The sequence below is a fragment of the Coleofasciculus sp. E2-BRE-01 genome, from assembly GCF_040221695.1.
Lineage (GTDB): Bacteria > Cyanobacteriota > Cyanobacteriia > Cyanobacteriales > Coleofasciculaceae > Coleofasciculus.
This window is the reverse complement of record NZ_JAVKEA010000115.1, coordinates 1-18,370: the sequence shown is the minus strand read 5'-3', so window position 1 is coordinate 18,370 and position 18,370 is coordinate 1. Positions and strand designations below refer to the sequence as shown.

General features: G+C 45.6%; 10 protein-coding genes. 8 read left to right on the top strand and 2 right to left on the bottom strand.

The annotated features are described in order from the left end of the window. The first annotated feature begins 322 nt into the window (after nucleotides 1–322). A complete protein-coding gene (locus tag RIG66_RS13800; protein WP_446378869.1) occupies nucleotides 323–3,694 on the top strand; it encodes a plasmid replication protein, CyRepA1 family in 3,372 nt (1,123 codons plus the stop codon). Between the two features lie 223 nt (nucleotides 3,695–3,917). On the opposite strand, the gene grxC is transcribed toward RIG66_RS13800, so the two are convergent. After that, nucleotides 3,918–4,232, bottom strand: a complete 315-nt coding sequence (gene grxC, locus RIG66_RS13795) for a glutaredoxin 3 (RefSeq protein WP_446378867.1) — start codon at nucleotides 4,230–4,232, stop codon at nucleotides 3,918–3,920. A 392-nt stretch (nucleotides 4,233–4,624) separates the two neighbouring features. Here grxC and RIG66_RS13790 point away from each other — a divergent pair, with 392 nt between their 5' ends. The 5 genes from RIG66_RS13790 to RIG66_RS13770 all read left to right on the top strand — a co-directional run bounded on the left by RIG66_RS13790 (nucleotide 4,625) and on the right by RIG66_RS13770 (nucleotide 14,743). Next, nucleotides 4,625–7,078: a CHASE2 domain-containing protein gene (locus RIG66_RS13790; RefSeq protein ID WP_446378865.1), complete on the top strand. Its 2,454-nt coding sequence runs from the start codon at nucleotides 4,625–4,627 to the stop codon at nucleotides 7,076–7,078. A 135-nt stretch (nucleotides 7,079–7,213) separates the two neighbouring features. Continuing rightward, complete coding sequence (locus RIG66_RS13785) at nucleotides 7,214–10,513, top strand: two-partner secretion domain-containing protein (RefSeq protein WP_446378863.1); 3,300 nt, start codon at nucleotides 7,214–7,216, stop codon at nucleotides 10,511–10,513. Between the two features lie 158 nt (nucleotides 10,514–10,671). After that, a complete protein-coding gene (locus RIG66_RS13780; protein WP_446378861.1) occupies nucleotides 10,672–11,517 on the top strand; it encodes a Uma2 family endonuclease in 846 nt (281 codons plus the stop codon). 10 nt (nucleotides 11,518–11,527) lie between these two features. Beyond that, nucleotides 11,528–14,134 (top strand): CHAT domain-containing protein, encoded by a 2,607-nt coding sequence (locus RIG66_RS13775; protein ID WP_446378859.1) that lies wholly within the window; start codon nucleotides 11,528–11,530, stop codon nucleotides 14,132–14,134. A 96-nt stretch (nucleotides 14,135–14,230) separates the two neighbouring features. Then, nucleotides 14,231–14,743 (top strand): DUF928 domain-containing protein, encoded by a 513-nt coding sequence (locus RIG66_RS13770; RefSeq protein ID WP_446378857.1) that lies wholly within the window; start codon nucleotides 14,231–14,233, stop codon nucleotides 14,741–14,743. Nucleotides 14,744–15,427: 684 nt separating this feature from the next. Here RIG66_RS13770 and lepB read toward each other — a convergent pair. Beyond that, on the bottom strand, nucleotides 15,428–16,057 hold the full coding sequence (gene lepB, locus RIG66_RS13765; protein WP_446378855.1) for a signal peptidase I: 630 nt from the start codon (nucleotides 16,055–16,057) through the stop codon (nucleotides 15,428–15,430). 194 nt (nucleotides 16,058–16,251) lie between these two features. Between lepB and RIG66_RS13760 the strand changes: the two genes are divergently transcribed. Together RIG66_RS13760 and RIG66_RS13755 are read left to right on the top strand one after the other, a co-directional pair. After that, on the top strand, nucleotides 16,252–17,571 hold the full coding sequence (locus tag RIG66_RS13760; protein ID WP_446378853.1) for a dihydroorotase: 1,320 nt from the start codon (nucleotides 16,252–16,254) through the stop codon (nucleotides 17,569–17,571). Between the two features lie 92 nt (nucleotides 17,572–17,663). Further along, nucleotides 17,664–18,179 carry a DUF1499 domain-containing protein gene (locus RIG66_RS13755; protein WP_446378851.1) on the top strand — a complete coding sequence of 172 codons (516 nt, stop codon included), beginning with the start codon at nucleotides 17,664–17,666 and terminating at the stop codon, nucleotides 18,177–18,179. Nucleotides 18,180–18,370: the final 191 nt, after the last annotated feature.

Here is an 18,370-nt window from a genome sequence, read left to right as displayed (position 1 = left end):
TCTCACACCTACCACCATTCACCTCACCTATTCATCCACAATGTTTTTTTCAAACAGGCTCCGTTTAATACATAGTGAGCCAAAATTGCTCGCTTTCCCCACACCCCACACCCCATACCCCACACCCAGTATCCTATCGTGGGTAATGTGGCTTAAGTTGACACCCATGTATACTCCCCGCACCCCTGCACCGCCACTTTTTTACATGACGCTTCAAGCATTGGTCAACAAGCCCTATAATTAGTGTTCCTTTCCTAAGCAATCCAGTTTAACTACTAGATGTAGTGTAGTCTTGCGTATGAACCCCTTAATCTCTAATCCCGTGAATTATCTGCAAGAATGGAACAATAGCTGTATTGATGACCAACTCACTCGCCTAAACGTTATCCCTTTAACTGGCACTTGCCCATCGAACTATTTATTCTACGCGGATACATTACCACGACGGAATGATGGTCGGGTCAGTCACCGCATCCTGAAGCGCTACGAACATACGGAACAAGGAGGATGGTGGTGTTCCGGAATTGACGTACTCACGGGTAATGATGATCTTTGGGGTTGTTTCAAGCCTAGTTCTCCTCGCTGCAATACTCAGACGGGAAAACCGATTAAATACGAACATCCGCCCCTAGCCCCCACAGGTGTTTTTGCTCTGCGTGTCCCCCTACATCTGTGGCAGGATATTGCTAATCGCTATAACCTGACGCTTCCATTTGATGTGTCTGGGGGTGGGTTTAATCGCGTCATCGACAATCGTGAAAACCTCGCTGACACATCAGTCAGGGCGGGTTTTGAGGAAACGTTATCATCAATCGCCCCAGGGGAGTCCCTAAACCCACCCCTACAAACCATGCCCTTGATAGTCGCCAAGGGTGAACATTCGGTCAGGGCGGGTTTTGAGGAAACGTTACCATCAATCGCCCCAGGGGAGTCCCTAAACCTGCCCCTACAAACCATGCCCTTGATAGTCGCCAAGGGTGAACATTCGGTCAGGGCGGGTTTTGTACAAACGTTATCATCAATCACCCAAGGCGAGTCCCTAAACCCGCCCCTACAAATTCAAAATGTCTCCGGCGGATTTTGGCAGTGGTTGATTGCCCATCCCGAAATTCCGTTGTGTATTACTGAGGGCGCGAAGAAAGCGGGGACTTTACTCACCGCCGGCTATGCGGCAATTGCCCTCCCTGGTGTATTCGGAGGCTATCGTGTCCCTAGAGATGAACAAGGAAATCGTATCGGCAAGTCTCGCCTCATCCCCCAGTTACTCAAATTAGCAACGCCGGGGAGAACAATTTATATTGCCTTCGACCAAGACACTAAACCCAGTACCATCAAAGCTGTTAATGCCGCTATTCGTCAGTTGGGATATTTGTTAACCCAAAAGGGATGTTCTGTCAAGATAATCAGTTGGCATCCAGACCAAGGGAAAGGGGTGGATGATTTAATTGCCAACCAGACTCAAACAGCATTTGACGAAGCCTATCAAACGGCTGTCCCCCTAGATACCTGGAAAGCCCAATCCTTAACCGGGCTGACGTATCCGCCCACGATACAGATAAATCGTCGCTATTTAGGGGAATTATCGATTCCTGAGGATGCCAAGTTGATTGGAATTAAATCCCCTAAAGGTACAGGGAAAACTCAGTGGTTAGAAACCATTGTTAAAGAGGCGATTAAGCGCCAGAAATGGGTTTTGGTGATTGGTCATCGGGTGCGACTCGTGGAGGCGTTATGTCAGCGCTTTGGCTTGAACTATGTCACTCAGATACAGGATACAGAAAGCGGTGCTAGGTTAGGCTATGGTCTCTGCGTTGACTCTCTCCATCCTACCTCTCAGGCTGGCTTTGAGGCGGTGAACTGGTCAGATGGGGTGGTAATTATTGATGAAGTGGAACAGGTTCTTTGGCATGGGTTGGATTCGGATACTTGCAGTAGTAACCGAGTGGCGATTCTGAAATCTCTGAAGACATTGATGCAGAATGTTTTGGGAGATGAGGGACAAGTTTATGTGGCGGATGCGGATTTGAGTGATGTTTCTATCGATTACTTGATTTCTTTATCGGGGGTTTCCCACCATCCTTATATTATTCACAACACCTGGAAACCCAGCGAGGCTGAATCCTGGCGGGTAAACTATTATCCAGAACGTAAGCCAGAACGCTTGATTCAGGATTTGGAACGACACATTGCCGCCGGTGGGAAACCCTTTGTTTGCCTTTCCGCCCAGAAACGGGGGAGTCAGTGGGGAACCTGTACGTTGGAAGCCTATCTACGTTCTCGATTTCCTGAGGCGAAGATTCTCCGCATTGATTCAGAATCTCTGACTGAACCGACTCATCCGGCGTATGGCTGTATGCGTGATTTGGATGGGGTGTTGAGTCAGTATGATATTGTTCTGGCAAGTCCGGTGATTGAAACCGGAGTCAGTATTGAGTTGCAGGAACATTTCACCTCGGTTTGGGGAATTGCGATTGGGGTGCAAAGTGAAAATTCGGTGCGTCAGGCGTTGGGGCGAGTGCGAGAAAATCTGCCTCGGTTCCTCTGGGTGGCATCCTGTGGGTTTAATCGGGTGGGCAATGGTTCTACGTCGATTCCAGCTTTGCTGACATCGGGACGACGTTTGACTCAGCTTAATATTCGATTATTACAACAATCTGATTTTGATGCCCTTGATGATATTGAGACGGGTTTTCAGGCGGAATCGCTATTGTGTTGGGCAAGAATGGCGGTGAGACATAATGCGTCGATGTTTCAGTATCGGGAATCGGTACTGGCGGCGCTGCGTAGGGAAGGGCATCAGGTGGTTGAGGCTGCGGATCAGGAGATGGGAGGAGGGGATAGTGTGTCCTCTGTTTCCCAGACACAGGGGAAGAGTGAACCCAATTCGTTGACGGCTGCGATCGCGGCGGTGAAAGACCAAAATTATCAGGCAGAATGTTTAGCGATCGCGCGGGCTAAAAATCTGAGTGATCATCAATATCATACTGGGCAAAAACGATTAGTGAAAACCCTTGCCCAACGACGGGCGATTCGCAAATATGAGTTAAAGCAGCGTTATCGAATTCCCGTAACTGCCCAACTGGTGGCTAAGGATGATGATGGGTGGTATCAAAAGCTATTGCTGCATTATTTTCTCACCTTAGGGCGAGATCATTTAGCGCAACGGGATGCGGTGATGGCACGTAAATTGATTGAGTTAGGCGGTGGAAGTATTTTCTTGCCTGATTTTAATCGTTCCCAATTGGGGGCGGCGGTAGGGACAATGGAACTTTTGGGGGTTCCCGTGTTGCTGACGGATCGGGGGCGTGAGTTAAGAGGAACAGATGAGGATTTGCAGGCGATGGCGCGATTGGCATTATCGAATCGGGCGTCGATTAAAACCACGTTGGGGATGGGATTAGCCCGAAATGCGACACCGATTCGGATTGTCCGGCGTTTGTTGGATAAGATTGGCTATGGACTTCAATGTATTGGTCGTGAAAGTAAACGTTTAAATCGCGTGCGTGTCTATCAGGTGGTTCATCCCTCGGATGGGCGGTTTGAGGTATTTCAGCAATGGTTGGCGCAAAGTTGTGAGGTGTTAGAGAAGTCTCATCAACGACTTGATGCTTGTTCAAGAGAGGCAAAAAATAAGGCTGATGTTGATGCCGGGGTTGACTATGTTCAGCTTTCTCTTAATTTGTCGGATTGTTGATTGTTATTTGTCATTTGTCATTTGTCATTTGTCATTTGTCATTTGTCATTTGTTATTTGTCGTTTGTCGAAGATGACCTGCACTTTAATCGGGGCGGGTTTAGTTATATCAGGGTGACAACCAAATGTTAATGGTAAAACCCGCCCCTACACATTCTTTCCCATTGCCCATTGCCCATTGCCCATTGCCCATTTCCGAAAATTACCAGATTTTTGGACACGACTCAAATAGGATTGCTATATAATAAAGGATCTAACTTGCCTTGACTATCTAAACTGTAGAGATCATCACAGCCACCGATATGCTGGTTGTTAATAAAAATCTGGGGAACGGTTCGCCGTCCGTTTGCTCGTTCTGCCATTTTCATTCTGGCACTTCCATCACCATCGATTTTATATTCGGTGAAGTTAACGCCTTTCCACCACAGTAATAGCTTGGCACGAATACAAAAGGGGCAAGTTTGCCAGGTGTAAATTTCCACGTTGGCGTTGATGCGTTCGGGATGACGTCCGAGGAGGGAGTTGATCAAGTTGAACATTTTATCACTATTTTCAAGGGTTCTATTTTCTAGTCTAAGATATTAAGCTGTGTTAAGCAAATCCTTGTACTCTATCATTTTTACCGCTAGTGCTAGGGTAATTTAAAATTATCAAAGAATAATATTACATTAATTTATATAACAAATAAACATTATTTTTGCTGGATTACGCACTAGGGAATACAGCAGTTGTTTCATCGATTAAATGACCGCCTAACCCACCCTACAGAGAATTAATGGCTTTGCAATCAATGGTCTCTCAGTCTAGATTAAGTTATTTAGTTTACCGGAATTTTCACCAAAGAGCTTGATAGTAATGGTAGCATGTACCCTCCAATTGCTAGGTTGGAGCTAGCTATTGGAGATAGAGGAATTCAGAAGGGAGATATCTGATGGGTTCAAAGCTGAAAACCTGGATTAAGCAGTGGCAAGGAGTATTATTAATCGCGCCGAGTGTGACGCTGATTATTCTTGCGCTGAATGCGGCGGGTTTATTTCAGCTATTGGAATGGGCAACGCTGGATCAATATTTTCGGCTGCGCCCTCAAGAATCTCCAGATTCTCGCATTCTCCTGGTTTCAATTGATGAAACGGATATTAATCGAGTGGGGCGGTGGCCCATTCCGGATGGGGTTTTGGCTGATTTAATTACTACGCTGAAAGCGGCTGAACCACGAGTGATTGGTTTAAATCTGTATCGAGATTTACCTGTAGAACCGGGACATCAGCAATGGGTGGAGGTGATGCAGTCTACGCCGAATCTAATTGGAGTAGAAAAGCGAGTGGGCGATCGCGTGGCTTCTCCACCCACTCTGGACGCTTTAAACCGAGTTGCTTTGGCGGATCTGATGGTGGATGCGGATGGCAAGATTCGCCGAGGGTTATTGTCGATTAAACAGGAAAATGATGAGTTGCAATTAAGTTTAGCCGCCCGTTTAGCGTTACTGTATTTAGAGGATGAGGGGATTAGTTTAGAGGAGATTAATGCGAATCAGCAGCATTATCGCTTGGGAAAAGCGATCTTTACGCCGTTTCAGACTGATGATGGAGGATATGTAGATGTAGATGCGGGAGGGTATCAGATTCTCTTAAATTATCGCGGTGTTGCAGACAGCTTTGATACCGTTTCCTTAAGCGATGTTTTAGCCGATCGCGTTCCCCCAGAAAAAATCCGCGATCGCATCATCTTAATTGGATCTAAAGCCCAAAGTACCAACGCTTTATTTTTTACGCCTTATGATAGCACCATATTTGCCCCTCCCCGTCGCGCTGCTGCTGTTGTTATTCACGCGAATTTAACCAGTCAAATTATCAGTAGTGCCATTGATGGACGCCCCTTGATTAAAGTCTTACCCAATCCAGTCGAAGGGGTAATGGTTTTGTGTTGGTCGTTTCTGGGTGCAGCCGGAAGTTTAGTTTGGCTAAAGAATAAATGGTTGAATCCCAAAACCTTACTTCAATTACTTGCCCTAGGCATTTATATTGTATTAGCAAGTGGTTGTAGTTTAATCGGTACTTATCTCTTATTTCTAGCCGGGTGGTGGTTACCTGTAATTCCCTCATTACTCGCCTTGACGGGTTCAGCCGTTATCACTGCCGATTATCAGAGTCGGCGGTTACAGCAGGAAGCCCAACAGAAATATCGCCGTATCTTTGAAAATGCATTAGAAGGTATTTTTCAGACTACTCTTGATGGACGCTATCGCAGTGCGAATCCGGCGTTGGCAAAGATTTATGGGTATAAGTCTCCAGAGGAGTTGATCAATAGTATTACGAATATAAAAAAACAGCTTTATGTTGATCCGAAGCGTCGAGATCAATTTATGCAATTGATGGAACAACAGGGAGAAGTGGTTGGGTTTGAAGCCCAAGTTTATCGCCGGAATGGCAGCATTATTTGGATTTGTGAACATGCGCGATCGGTTTGTGATGATCAAGGAAATGTTCTCTACTATCAGGGATTTATTGAAGATATTAGCGAACGGAAACAGGCGCAAGTCGAGCGTGAAGCGTTTACTAGAGAACTTTTCCAGTTGAATCAATCGTTCTCCCAGTTTGTCCCCCGGCAATTCTTGCAGTTACTGAAAAAGGACAGTATTTGTGATGTTAAGTTAGGCGATCAATCTCAGCAAAATATGTCAGTCCTCTTTGCGGATATTCGCAACTTTACGAGTCTATCGGAAGCGATGAAGCCGCAAGAAACATTTAACTTTATTAATCGTTATCTTTCCTATATGGAACCTGCCATTATCGAAAATCAAGGCTTTATAGATAAATATATTGGTGATGCAATTATGGCGTTATTTAGTGGCAGTGCCGATGATGCGGTCAACGCCGCAATTGATATGCTGCAACACTTAAAATGCTATAATCAAGAGCGACAAAAATCCGGAGAATCTCCGATCGAAATCGGGATTGGTATTAATACTGGCTTGATGATGTTAGGAACAGTGGGCGGTAAAACCCATATTAATAGTACGGTACTTAGTGATGCTGTGAATTTAGCCTCTCGCTTGGAACATTTGACTAAAGAGTATGGGGTATCGCTGCTGATTTCACATTACACCTTTGACCATTTGCGTGACCCTTCTAACTATTCGTTTCGCCTGATTGGTCGGGTCAAGGTTAAAGGTAAATCCCAAACCGTGTCGGTGTTTGATGTGTTTGATGCTGATCCGCCTCCGGTTCGTCAGCGGAAGCTGAAAACAAAGACAATGTTTGAACAAGCGTTATGCCTTTATTCGCAACGAGAGTTTAGTAAAGCGGCTAAATTATTTCAACGGTGTCTAGAGTTTGTGCCTGAGGATAAAACCGCTAAAGTCTATCTGCAACGCTGCCATAAGTAGAGATGTAATATGCTGCATTGGCACACAGTTTTAATTTTATAAAAATTTTAATCTTCCTCCAAAAGAGTACGGGTATGGTTACGACGGGACTGTATAGAGAAAAAGAACCGAATCATTGGGTTTAACCTCTTGTCAATGAATTTTACCGGATTTTTTGTCTCAAATCCAGTTCAACTGATGAATCCAGTTAATCTTAACTTTATACTCAAAAGCCTAAACAGTCGGCAAGCGTTACAATGGTTCTGCTATTTTGGACTTGTATCCAGTCAGTTTTTTTATGCGGCAAAGATTAATGCCCAACTGGTTCCTGATGATACGTTAGGTGCAGAAAATTCAATCGTTGTTCCCCAAGAGGCGCGGGATTTGATTCAAGGGGGGGCAAGACGGGGGAGTAATCTGTTCCACAGTTTCCAGGAGTTCAATGTTGATCCCAGACAGCAGGTTTACTTTGCCAATCCTACGGATGTTGACCATATTCTCACTCGTGTTACGGGAACGAATCTATCCAATATTTTTGGCACTCTCGGTGTGGAAGGGGCGGCAAGTTTATACTTAATTAATCCTAATGGAATTATTTTTGGTAAAGACGCTAGGTTAGATGTAACAGGGTCATTTGTGGCGAGTACGGCGGATGGGATTCGCCTGGGTAAACAGGGATTATTTTTGGCAACAGAACCGGAAAAAAGTACCCTTCTATCGATTCAGCCAGGGGTATTCTTTTTTAATTATTTGACAGGTGAATCGGCAACGATTACCAATGCGGGGAATTTATCGGTGGGAGGGAATCTTACTCTAGCGGCTAATACTCTTAATTTACAAGGTCAGCTTATCGCTGGGGATAATCTTACTCTGCACGCTAATCATACTATAAATATCCGAGACAGTCTGGTAAATCCGTTCATCGCTAAGGCTGGCGGAAATATGCAGGTACAAGGCGATCGCACAATTGATATTTTTGCCCTAAATCATCCGGATAGTGGTGTTTTCGCCAATGGGGATATGGTATTCCGTTCGGCTAATCCGGTGCAAGGGGATGCCCATTTCTGGAGTGGTGGCGAGTTTCGGATTGAACAGCTTGATGGGAATCTGGGAACTCTGAGGAGTCCCCATGATCCGGTGATTCGCAGCCGTGGGGATGTTTTAATGGGGGCTTATCAAGGCGCTTCACTGCATATTTTTGCGGGCGGAAGTGTGACGATTCCGGGTGGTGTTTTGATTGATAATGTCGATGCCGAAAATGGCATTGTTGAGACGATTACTCTATCTGATGGCACATCCATATTAATTGATGGGAAAACTAAACCCACTCTGGATATCCGCGCTGGAACAACCGCTTTTGGGATTCCAGGCGTTAATGGGATTCCATCGAATGGAATTATTGTTCCGCCGTTCCCCAATCTCCTGGAAAGTCCCACCAGTGCGACGATTTCTATTGGCAATATTGTTAACCCAGGTGGAACTGTATTTTTAACTAATCAGTATCAGCCGAATCCATCGTTAGCCGGGGGGATAACGGTTGGTTCAATGAATACCCAAGGAATGATCGCAGGGGGTACGATTATTATCGACTCTAAAGGATTAATTGATACTACGTCTGGTACAATTGATACCAGTTCTTTGGGTGAAGCTGGTGATATATTACTTCAAGCTGTTGGTGATATTGGAGTGAGTGATATCAATACCAATGGACAAATTGGCGGTCGTATTTCTCTGAATAGTGGCGCAACCCTAACTATCGATAATTCAATTATTACTAGCGTCACCAGTTTAGGCAAAGGCGGCGACATTGGACTTTTTGCCCCGTCTCTGGTGTTGAGTGGTGGGTCGAAAATTTTTAGCGTTACGGTTGGTTCTGGACAAGGGGGTAATATTCAGATTAATGCTGATTCAATTCGCGCCGACGATAACTCTGATATTAATACGATATCAGCGAGTCTAAACGATAACGCTGATATCAATAACATTATCGAAATTTTGGGTTCACCGACGGGTGATATTGCAGATCTCATCCAATTTTTACCCGCTAATAATACATTGGGTAGCATTTCCGGTTCAGGAGGTAATATTCAGGTTAGCGCAGAATCTATTACCTTGGCAGATGAATCGAATATTGCCACAGCCACCTTTGCGAATGGTGGACAGGCGGGAAATGTGAGAATTAATGGGACGTCAGTTAACCTGTTGGATGATGGTAACTTGGGTTCCCTAACCTATGGGGCGGGTGATGCTGGACATTTAACCCTAAATAGCCGCCAGTTACTGATTCAAAATACGAAAACTACCTCAGAGGTAGGAACGGGTATTTCTACAGCCGCCCGAACTAATAGTAGTGGTGATGCGGGGGATTTAACCATTAACGCTGAATCCATAGAAATTATTGGCAATGAACCCGGTGCGGCTGTTGCGCCAACTGACCTCAATACCCTCTTAGAGTTAGCTAAGTTGCGAACAGGTTTGACCTCTGCAACTCAAGGAAGTGGAGATGCTGGAAATGTCACGATTAATAGCGATCGCTTGGTGGTGCGAGATGGTGCTGGAATTGCGACGTCGGCTGACTTCACGAGTACAGGAAGCGCCGGAACTTTGCGCGTGAATGTGACTCAGATAGAATTGCAAGGAAAGGGAGGAATAACCACGTTAACCCTAGGTTCTGGTGATACTAGAGCCGGCAATTTGTACATCAACGCTGAGCGTGTGACGCTTTTGGATGGCGCCGGAATTGGTACGGGAACGCTATCGGGTAATGGTGGAAATATTATCCTCAACGCCACAGATTTATTACTGATACGAAATAACAGTTTAATCAGTACTACAGCCGGACAAGCTGGGGCGGGTGGAGATGGTGGCGATATCAATATTGATGCTAAGTTTATCGTCGCGGTTCTGGATGAAAATAGTGATATCGCGGCTAATGCTTTTGAGGGAAATGGCGGAAATATTGACATAACTACGCAAGGCATTTTTGGCTTGCAGGTGAGTGATAAACTTACCCCAAATAATGATATTACGGCGAGTTCTCAGTTAGGCATTGATGGCAGAATTACGATTAATACTCCCAATGTTGACCCCTCTCGTGGCTTAACTGAATTGCCTTTTAATTTTACTGATCCGTCGAATCAAATTATTGCGGGTTGTCCGGCGGATACCGGGAATCGCTTTACGGCTATCGGACGCGGCGGTATTCCCGATAATCCCCGTGACTATTTGCCAGGAAATGCGGTTTGGCAAGATCGGCGAAATGTGGCAGCGTTTCCTGATAATCAACCTGCTGTCAACCTTCCATCTGAGACACCTGAAAAGCAGATAATTGAAGCCCAAGGTTGGATTGTGAATGAAGAGGGTACGGTGATTCTAACGGCTGAATCGAGTGGAGGAAACCGAGAAGATTTTGGGGGAGTATCGTCTTCGTGTGGGGGCATAAATGACTTAGATTAAATTTAATGGGTGAGATTGCAATTATATTTTTTAACGCAGAGGAACGCAGCGGTTTTCGCAGAGGGCGCAGAGGTGATTGAAGGATTGGGGGCGAAAATTTTATAGAATGGGGGAAATAACTGGAGATGATTGGACAAATAACAAAGGACGAATAACCAATGACAACAGTAACTCGTACTGATTTACCCCCAGCATTTCCTGATCATACTCAACTTCCCGAATCAGATGGTACGTTTGTGAAAAATTTCCAGGAGCATCCCCAAAGCATTATTTTAACCGATTCCATTGGCTCAGTTTTGCGGCAACTTCATCCTGATGGTCAATATGCTATTGGACAAGATTGTGGTATCTACTGGCGTGAAACTGACCCCCCAGAAAAAGGGGCTGAAGCACCGGATTGGTTCTATGTTGCTAATGTTCCGCCGCTTCTGAATGGAGAAATTCGCCGTTCTTATGTCCTGTGGCGAGAATTCATGGCACCAACGATTGCGATTGAGTTTGCTAGTGGAGATGGAGAAGAGGAACGGGATGCTACACCCTTATCGGTTTCGGCGGAGGGAAAAACGACAAAACCCGGTAAATTTTGGGTTTATGGACATATTATTCGCATTCCTTACTATGCCATTTACGAAATTAAAAATGGCAAATTAGAGGTGTATCATTTGCAAGATTTTTCCTATCAACGGATAGACCCGAATGAACGGGGTCATTATTCTATTCCACCGTTAGGAGTAGAACTGGGACTTTGGCAGGGAACGTATCAAAATCAAACTCAACTCTGGCTACGCTGGTGGGATAGTGAAGGGAATCTTTTACTTATTGGTGAAGAACGGGCGGAGTTGGAACGACAACGAGCGGAAACTGAACGACAACGAGCGGAAACTGAACAGCAACGAGCGGAAACTGAACGACAACGAGCGGAAAAAGCCGAACAAAAAGCGGCAAAATTATCTGCACGATTACGGGAAATGGGAATTGACCCGGATGCCAACGACTTAGAGTAAATGAGGGGTTATGAAACGGTTAAGAAGAAGCAGTAAAAAGCAACTATTTTTCTGGGGATTAGTCCTAGTCACTTGCTTCGTGATGGTGACGGTTCGTCCTGTCGCGGCACAGTATTCTTCTAACCGTTTTTTGACCTCTCACCCTACCCTTCTCCTACAAGGAGAGGGGAGACAGATAGATACTTCTAGCCTTGTCAGTCAAGGTAAAACTGACGATGAAACTGAACATTTAGCTGATACAATAAAGACTTGGCAAGAGGCGGTAAAGAATTATGAAAAAGCTGGCGATCGCACGAATCAAGCGTTAGCCTTACATTACTTATCCTTAGCCTATCAAGACCTGGGACAATGGCAACAAGCAGAAGCGGCAATTAACCAAAGCCTTGACTTACTCCAACCTCAAGCCAATCCCGCGATTCTAGCCCCCATTTTAAATACCAAAGGAAGTCTGCAACTGGTAATGGGACAACCGCAGGCGGCGCTAGACACCTGGAAACAGGCGGAAACTATTTACGCCCAAGCCGATGATCAAATGGGGGTATTGGGGAGCAAAATTAATCAGGCTCAAGCATGGCAAAGTTTGGGAATGGTTCAGCGATCGCGGCAACTTCTCGAATCGGTACAGCCACAGCTAACCACCCAACCGGATTCTATCATGAAAGCGACTGGATTACGCAGTCTGGGTAGGGTCTGGGAAGCTATCGGTGATTTGCCCGCCGCCCAGACTCTCTTGCAAGAAAGTTTAGCTGTAGCACAACGCCTTAATTCTGCCCCCGATATCAGTGCGGCTTTGTTGAGTTTAGGTAATATTAGCCGCAACTTGGCAGAAATGCCAGCGGCATTAGCCTACTATCAACAAGCCGCCGAAATCGCCATCAATCCTCTATCTCAAGTCCAAGCCCAACTCAACCAAGTTAAGCTACTGATTCATTTAGAAAAGTTTACCGATGCCCAAGAATTAGTTCCCCAAATTCAACGCAATCTGTCCCAGTTGTCTCCGAGTCGAGAGGCGATTTATGCCCAAGTTAACTACGCTGAACGTTTAATCGAACTCGTCGAAACCTCCGGCTTAGGTTCTCCAAATATTGCCAATTATCAAACCATTGCCCAACAGTTAGCCGATTCCCTACAAGCGGCAAAAACCTTAAACGATAAACGGGCAGAATCGCTGAGTTTAGGCATCCTCGGAAAAGTATACGACAAAACTCAACAATGGTCTCAAGCTCAAGATTTAACCGAACAAGCCCTATTTTTGTCTCAGAGTATCAACGCTGCTGATTTATCCTATCAATGGTACTGGCAACTGGCACAAATCCTGACAAAGGTAGGCGATAAACAAAGCGCGATCGCGGCAAATAAACAGGCATTTGATACAGTACAATCCTTACGGGGGGATCTAGTTGCCATGAATGCGGATGTAAGATTTTCCTTTCAAGAGGAAATCGAACCCATTTATCGTCACCTCGTCAGTCTTTTATTAGACTCTCCCTCACCCGAACATCTGCAACAAGCCCGGACTGTGATTGAATCCCTACAATTAGCGGAACTAGAAAACTTTTTCCGCACCGCCTGTTTAGAGACGCAAGCCGAACAAATTGATACCGTCATCGAAAAAAGTGATACGAAAGCGGCGGTAATTTACCCGATTATTTTACCCAACCGTTTAGCGGTAATTCTTTCCTTACCCGGACAACCTCTACAGTCTTACCACACCCCTGTATCTTCCCCAGACATTGAAGCCACAATCAGCCGTTTACGCCAAACTATGAATCCGGCGTTATCGAATAAAGAACGGCTCAAGCTTTCCCAAACGGTTTATGATTGGCTAATTCGTCCGATTGACAATCAATTAACCAGTAATCAGATTAAAACCTTAGTCTTTGTTCTGGATGGCATTTTGCGGAATATACCGATGACAGCTCTCCACGATGGCAACCAGTATTTGATTGAAAAATATAGTGTGGCGTTAACACCGGGATTGCAACTACTTGAGCCGCGATCACTCAAACAAGTTCCCCTATTTTCGTTAACAGCAGGATTAACGGAAGCCCGTCAAGGGTTTCTTCCCTTACCGGCGGTTAAGCAAGAAGTTAAAGAAATTAGTGATGATTTACCTTCAGAAGTTCTATTGAATGAAAGCTTTACTCATGCCAAAATAGAAAAGGAACTCAAAAACCATTCCGTTAACATTCTCCATCTTGCCACCCATGGTCAGTTTAGTTCACAACCCAAAGACACCTTTATTCTTACCTGGGATAAACGCCTCAATGCTAATACCTTATCTCAACTGCTTAAAACGAGAGAACAAAGCAATTCTGAACCGATTGAACTGTTAGTTCTCAGTGCTTGTCAAACGGCGACTGGAGACAAACGAGCCGCTTTAGGATTAGCTGGATTAGCCGTGCGTTCTGGCGCTCGCAGTACAATTGCTACGCTTTGGTCAGTAAATGACCAATCCACTGCCGATACCATGATTAAATTTTATCGCCATTTGCGCCAAGGTGATGGCAACCGAGCGGAAGCCCTGCGGCAAGCTCAGTTATCATTATTAAAGCAAGAAGTCTATCAGCATCCCTATTACTGGGCACCTTTTGTTTTAGTGGGGAATTGGATGTAATTATTAATCAGAAAAACCAGGTTTCAACAACATATTATTTTGGAATCAGAGGTTGCTCAATTCCCACCCAACATAAATCCGAGGAGGATTGAAATCATGAACGTAGTTAAATCTTTATCCCTGTTCGGCATAGCGTTATCCTTGGAAGTGTTAGTCGTTCCAGATTTAATGGCACAATCTAACTCAATTAATACCCAGTTGTGGATAACGTTTGATCCGCCCAAAGAAGGCACTCCATACGATACAACTGGTGGCGCATCTCGGGGAACCTGTCCGGGGGATGAACTCATAGACGATGAAGGCTTATCCTCGTTAATGCCCACCCATAGCGAAACGGATATCGAACGTCCCAGTTTTGCCGTATATCTTCCCAAAACCGGAGCTAAACAAGTATTTTTCAGCTTAAAAGATGCTGATGAAGACTATTTTTATCAGGCACAATTGCCACTACCGACAACTCCGGGTACGTATCGTTTAGAGTTGCCCACCGATGCTCCAGCCATAGATTCTAATATAGAATATCGGTGGTCTATAGGGTTGATATGTGGGCAAGCTGTCGATCCTAATGATCCGAGAGTTGGTGGGATGATTCTGTATAGGAGTCCCTAATGCAAGAAGGCAGAAATAACGCCAACAGCTAACATCTCCCCCCGCGATTGCTTTACCAATAAGCTTTACCAATAAGGCGGAGGATCGGTTGTAGTGGGGTGACACAGCTAAAATTGTGGGATAGATTTTACTGTTAGAATGGGCGCAAGCCTTGCGCCCCTACAATTCTAATCCACCAATTAAGGTGTGCCACGCCAGTAGTGGGGTGACACAGCTAAAATAGGGTTTTGTTTGTAGTAAGCACGAAGAGTGCTATAACGCTTAGCTGGAGAGGGCTGAAGCCCTCACTACGAACCAATTCTAATCCATCAATTAAGGTGTGCCACGCCAGTAGGTTGAGTTGACGCCTGTTCCCCAACCCAACTCATTTATCTCAGATCCCCGACTTCTTGAAGAAGTCGGGGATCTTGCTTGGACTTGGTAGTAGTATGAGTGATTAGATCACGGTAAAATAAGCCTGGGTTAAATATCAGCATTCACCTGATTGAGAATAGCCAACACCCTATCATCTGCCGATTTAATTAAGGTATTCCTATTTTGTTCACGAAGTCGAAACCCAACAGAATATAGATAGGGCTTAAGCCCTATCTACAAGCCGAATCTAATCTAGTCATACAGAAAAGGGGAGAAATTTCTCCCCTTCCCCTGCTCCTCGGCTCTCCTGCAAGCTTCACCGAAAACGTTTTAGTCTACTGGCTGTTGCATCTGGGTTGAAGGAGATGCTTCTGGAGCCACAGATTCGATCACATCGACTTCACCTACCCGATTGAGGGGCCAAAAGCGGACGATCGCTCGTCCAATAATATTGTCACGCGGGACAAAACCCCAATAGTGAGAATCGTAGCTATTGTTGCGATTATCTCCCAAAACCAAATAATTGTCCTCAGGCACCGTCACAGGTCCGTAGCTGTATTCGGGTTCCTCTTCGATATATTGTTCCCGCAAGGCTTGATCATTGACATAGACTCGTCCTCCCTTCACCTCCACGGTTTCGCCAGGAAGACCAATCACTCGCTTGATAAAGGCGTCTTTGAAATTTTGCTGCTTGAGCGCATCTGTGGGGGAAAAAACCACAATATCTCCGCGCTGGGGTTGACGGAAATTATAGCTGATCTTATCAATAATCAGGCGATCGTTAATCTGAAGGGTGGGTTCCATAGAACCCGAAGGGATATACCGCGCTTCTGCCACAAAGCTGCGAATCCCGATCGCGAGAAAAACACTCAAGCCAATGGTCTTGAATCCCTCTACCCAGGGATTTTCTGGCTTTTGTACCGATTGTTTTTCAGGGTCTCGATTTTGGGCACGAGTCATAGCCGTTGAATCACCTTAAGCAATCACGAGTTGGACGATGGAGGAAAATCAGCGGAGGAAAATCAGCCGATTAGTCGGCTCATCTCTTCTAATGTAACCGAAGCGGTTATAACCGACGGGGTTCCTCTAGTAACTGGACAAAATTCGCTCTAAAGTAGGAATACTGAAGCTATTGGGAATTTTAGCATTTTCTTATGTCCTCTGACTCAAGCTTACTCATCCGCCATGCTCGTATTCTCATGCCCACAGGGGACATTTTGCTGGGAGATGTCCTCACTCGTGGTCAAGAAATTGTCCAAGTTGCCCCAGACATCTCAGCTTCGGCAGATAGGGAAATCGACGCGACAGGATTAACATTGTTGCCGGGAGTCATCGATCCACAAGTTCATTTTCGCGAACCGGGCTTAGAACATAAGGAAGACTTATTTACCGCCAGTTGTGCTTGTGCCAAGGGAGGCGTTACCTCATTTCTGGAAATGCCCAACACTCGTCCCCTAACCACGACTCAAGCCGCCTTAGACGATAAGCTGAAACGGGCATCCGAGAAGTGCTTAGTTAACTACGGCTTTTTTATTGGCGCAACGCCCGAAAATTTGCCTGATCTGCGTGAGGCACAGCCAACCTGTGGGATTAAGATATTTATGGGTTCGATGCGTGGGGGGCTATTAGTGGATAGCGAGGAAGCCCTCGACCCAATTTTTGCCGAGGGAAGTCGGCTAATTGCGGTTCATGCGGAAGATCAAGAGCGAATCCGGGAACGGCGGGAAAAATTTGCTGGAATTAATGATCCGGCGATTCACTCCCAGATTCAGGATAATCAAGCCGCCCTAAATGCGACTCAACTCGCGCTGAAACTCTCGAAAAAATATCAGCGACGGCTGCATATTCTGCATCTGTCTACCGGGGAGGAAGCCGAGTTACTGCGTCAGGATAAACCCACTTGGGTAACGGCTGAAGTCACACCCCAACACTTGCTCCTCAATACCAGCGCCTACGAGCAAATCGGCACCTTGGCGCAAATGAACCCCCCCTTGCGATCGCCCCAGGATAATGCCACCCTTTGGCAAGCCCTATTAGATGGCGTCATTGACTTTATTGCCACGGATCACGCCCCTCATACCCTAGACGAAAAAGCTCAAACCTATCCCAATAGTCCATCAGGAATGCCGGGAGTGGAAACATCCTTAGCCTTAATGCTCACCCAAGTCATACAAGGACGCTGTACCCTTGCCCAAGTCTCGAACTGGATGTCTACGGCTGTAGCTAAAGCCTATCGCATTCCCAACAAAGGCGCGATCGCTCCCGGTTATGATGCAGATTTGGTCTTAGTAGACTTAGAAAATTACCGTCCGGTGCGGCGAGAGGAACTATTAACTAAATGTGGCTGGAGTCCCTTTGAAGGCTGGAACTTAACCGGATGGTCAGTGATGACTATTGTTGGAGGTAAAGTGGCTTATGAACGGGGCAAACTGCACACAGAGGTACGCGGTCAAGCCTTAAAATTTGATGGGTAAAATTATTACCTTTCCCTCTGCCTTTTGCAATACCTTAACCTTACCCTATCCCCTAACAAATGACGAATGACAAATGACAAAGGACAAATCCTATGACATTAGAAGCGCAAAAGCGATCGCCACTTAAAGCTATTTTGATCGTCTTGATTGCTTTAATTTTCATTGTTGCCTGTTCTATAGGCGTAACCTTAACTGTTTCAGGAGGAGAGATGTTTGCTGGAAAACGACCCACGAATCTTGGTATTGAGTCAGGGAAATTAACTGCCTGTCCCGAAAGCCCAAACTGTGTCAATAGTCAAGCTCAAGATGCCCAACATAAAATTGATCCGTTAACCTATAAATCAGCACCAGCTAAGGCAATAGCTGACCTGAAAACCGTGATTGAGAACATGGAAAGAACCAAAATTATCACGGAATCAGAGAATTATCTCTACGCCGAATTCGCGACTAAGCTGATGGGGTTCGTCGATGACGTAGAATTTTTCCTAGATGAAGGAGCGAATGTTATCCATGTTCGTTCAGCATCGCGTTTAGGACAATCCGATTTAGGCGTAAACCGTAAACGGGTGGAAACCATTCGCACCAAATTCAACGAACTGCAAACCTAACAGGACTTACGCACAAACGCCACATATATATAGTAGGGTACGGCAATGCCCATTGGTGTCAACTTAAGGTGAAAGCTCGGTTGAGCAAGGGTGTCGGGTGTCGGGTGTCGGGTGTCGGGTGTCGGGTGTCAGGATGGAATTGTCTGTTGGAGGCTTAAAAACCTCACACCTACCACCATTCACCTCACCTA

Coding starts and splice junctions, on each gene's coding strand:
- grxC (WP_446378867.1), bottom strand. CDS start 4,232: ATGTTCAACTTGATCAACTCCCTCCTCGGACGTCATCCCGAACGCATC.
- RIG66_RS13790 (WP_446378865.1), top strand. CDS start 4,625: ATGGGTTCAAAGCTGAAAACCTGGATTAAGCAGTGGCAAGGAGTATTA.
- RIG66_RS13785 (WP_446378863.1), top strand. CDS start 7,214: ATGAATTTTACCGGATTTTTTGTCTCAAATCCAGTTCAACTGATGAAT.
- RIG66_RS13780 (WP_446378861.1), top strand. CDS start 10,672: ATGACAACAGTAACTCGTACTGATTTACCCCCAGCATTTCCTGATCAT.
- RIG66_RS13775 (WP_446378859.1), top strand. CDS start 11,528: ATGAAACGGTTAAGAAGAAGCAGTAAAAAGCAACTATTTTTCTGGGGA.
- RIG66_RS13770 (WP_446378857.1), top strand. CDS start 14,231: ATGAACGTAGTTAAATCTTTATCCCTGTTCGGCATAGCGTTATCCTTG.
- lepB (WP_446378855.1), bottom strand. CDS start 16,057: ATGACTCGTGCCCAAAATCGAGACCCTGAAAAACAATCGGTACAAAAG.
- RIG66_RS13760 (WP_446378853.1), top strand. CDS start 16,252: ATGTCCTCTGACTCAAGCTTACTCATCCGCCATGCTCGTATTCTCATG.
- RIG66_RS13755 (WP_446378851.1), top strand. CDS start 17,664: ATGACATTAGAAGCGCAAAAGCGATCGCCACTTAAAGCTATTTTGATC.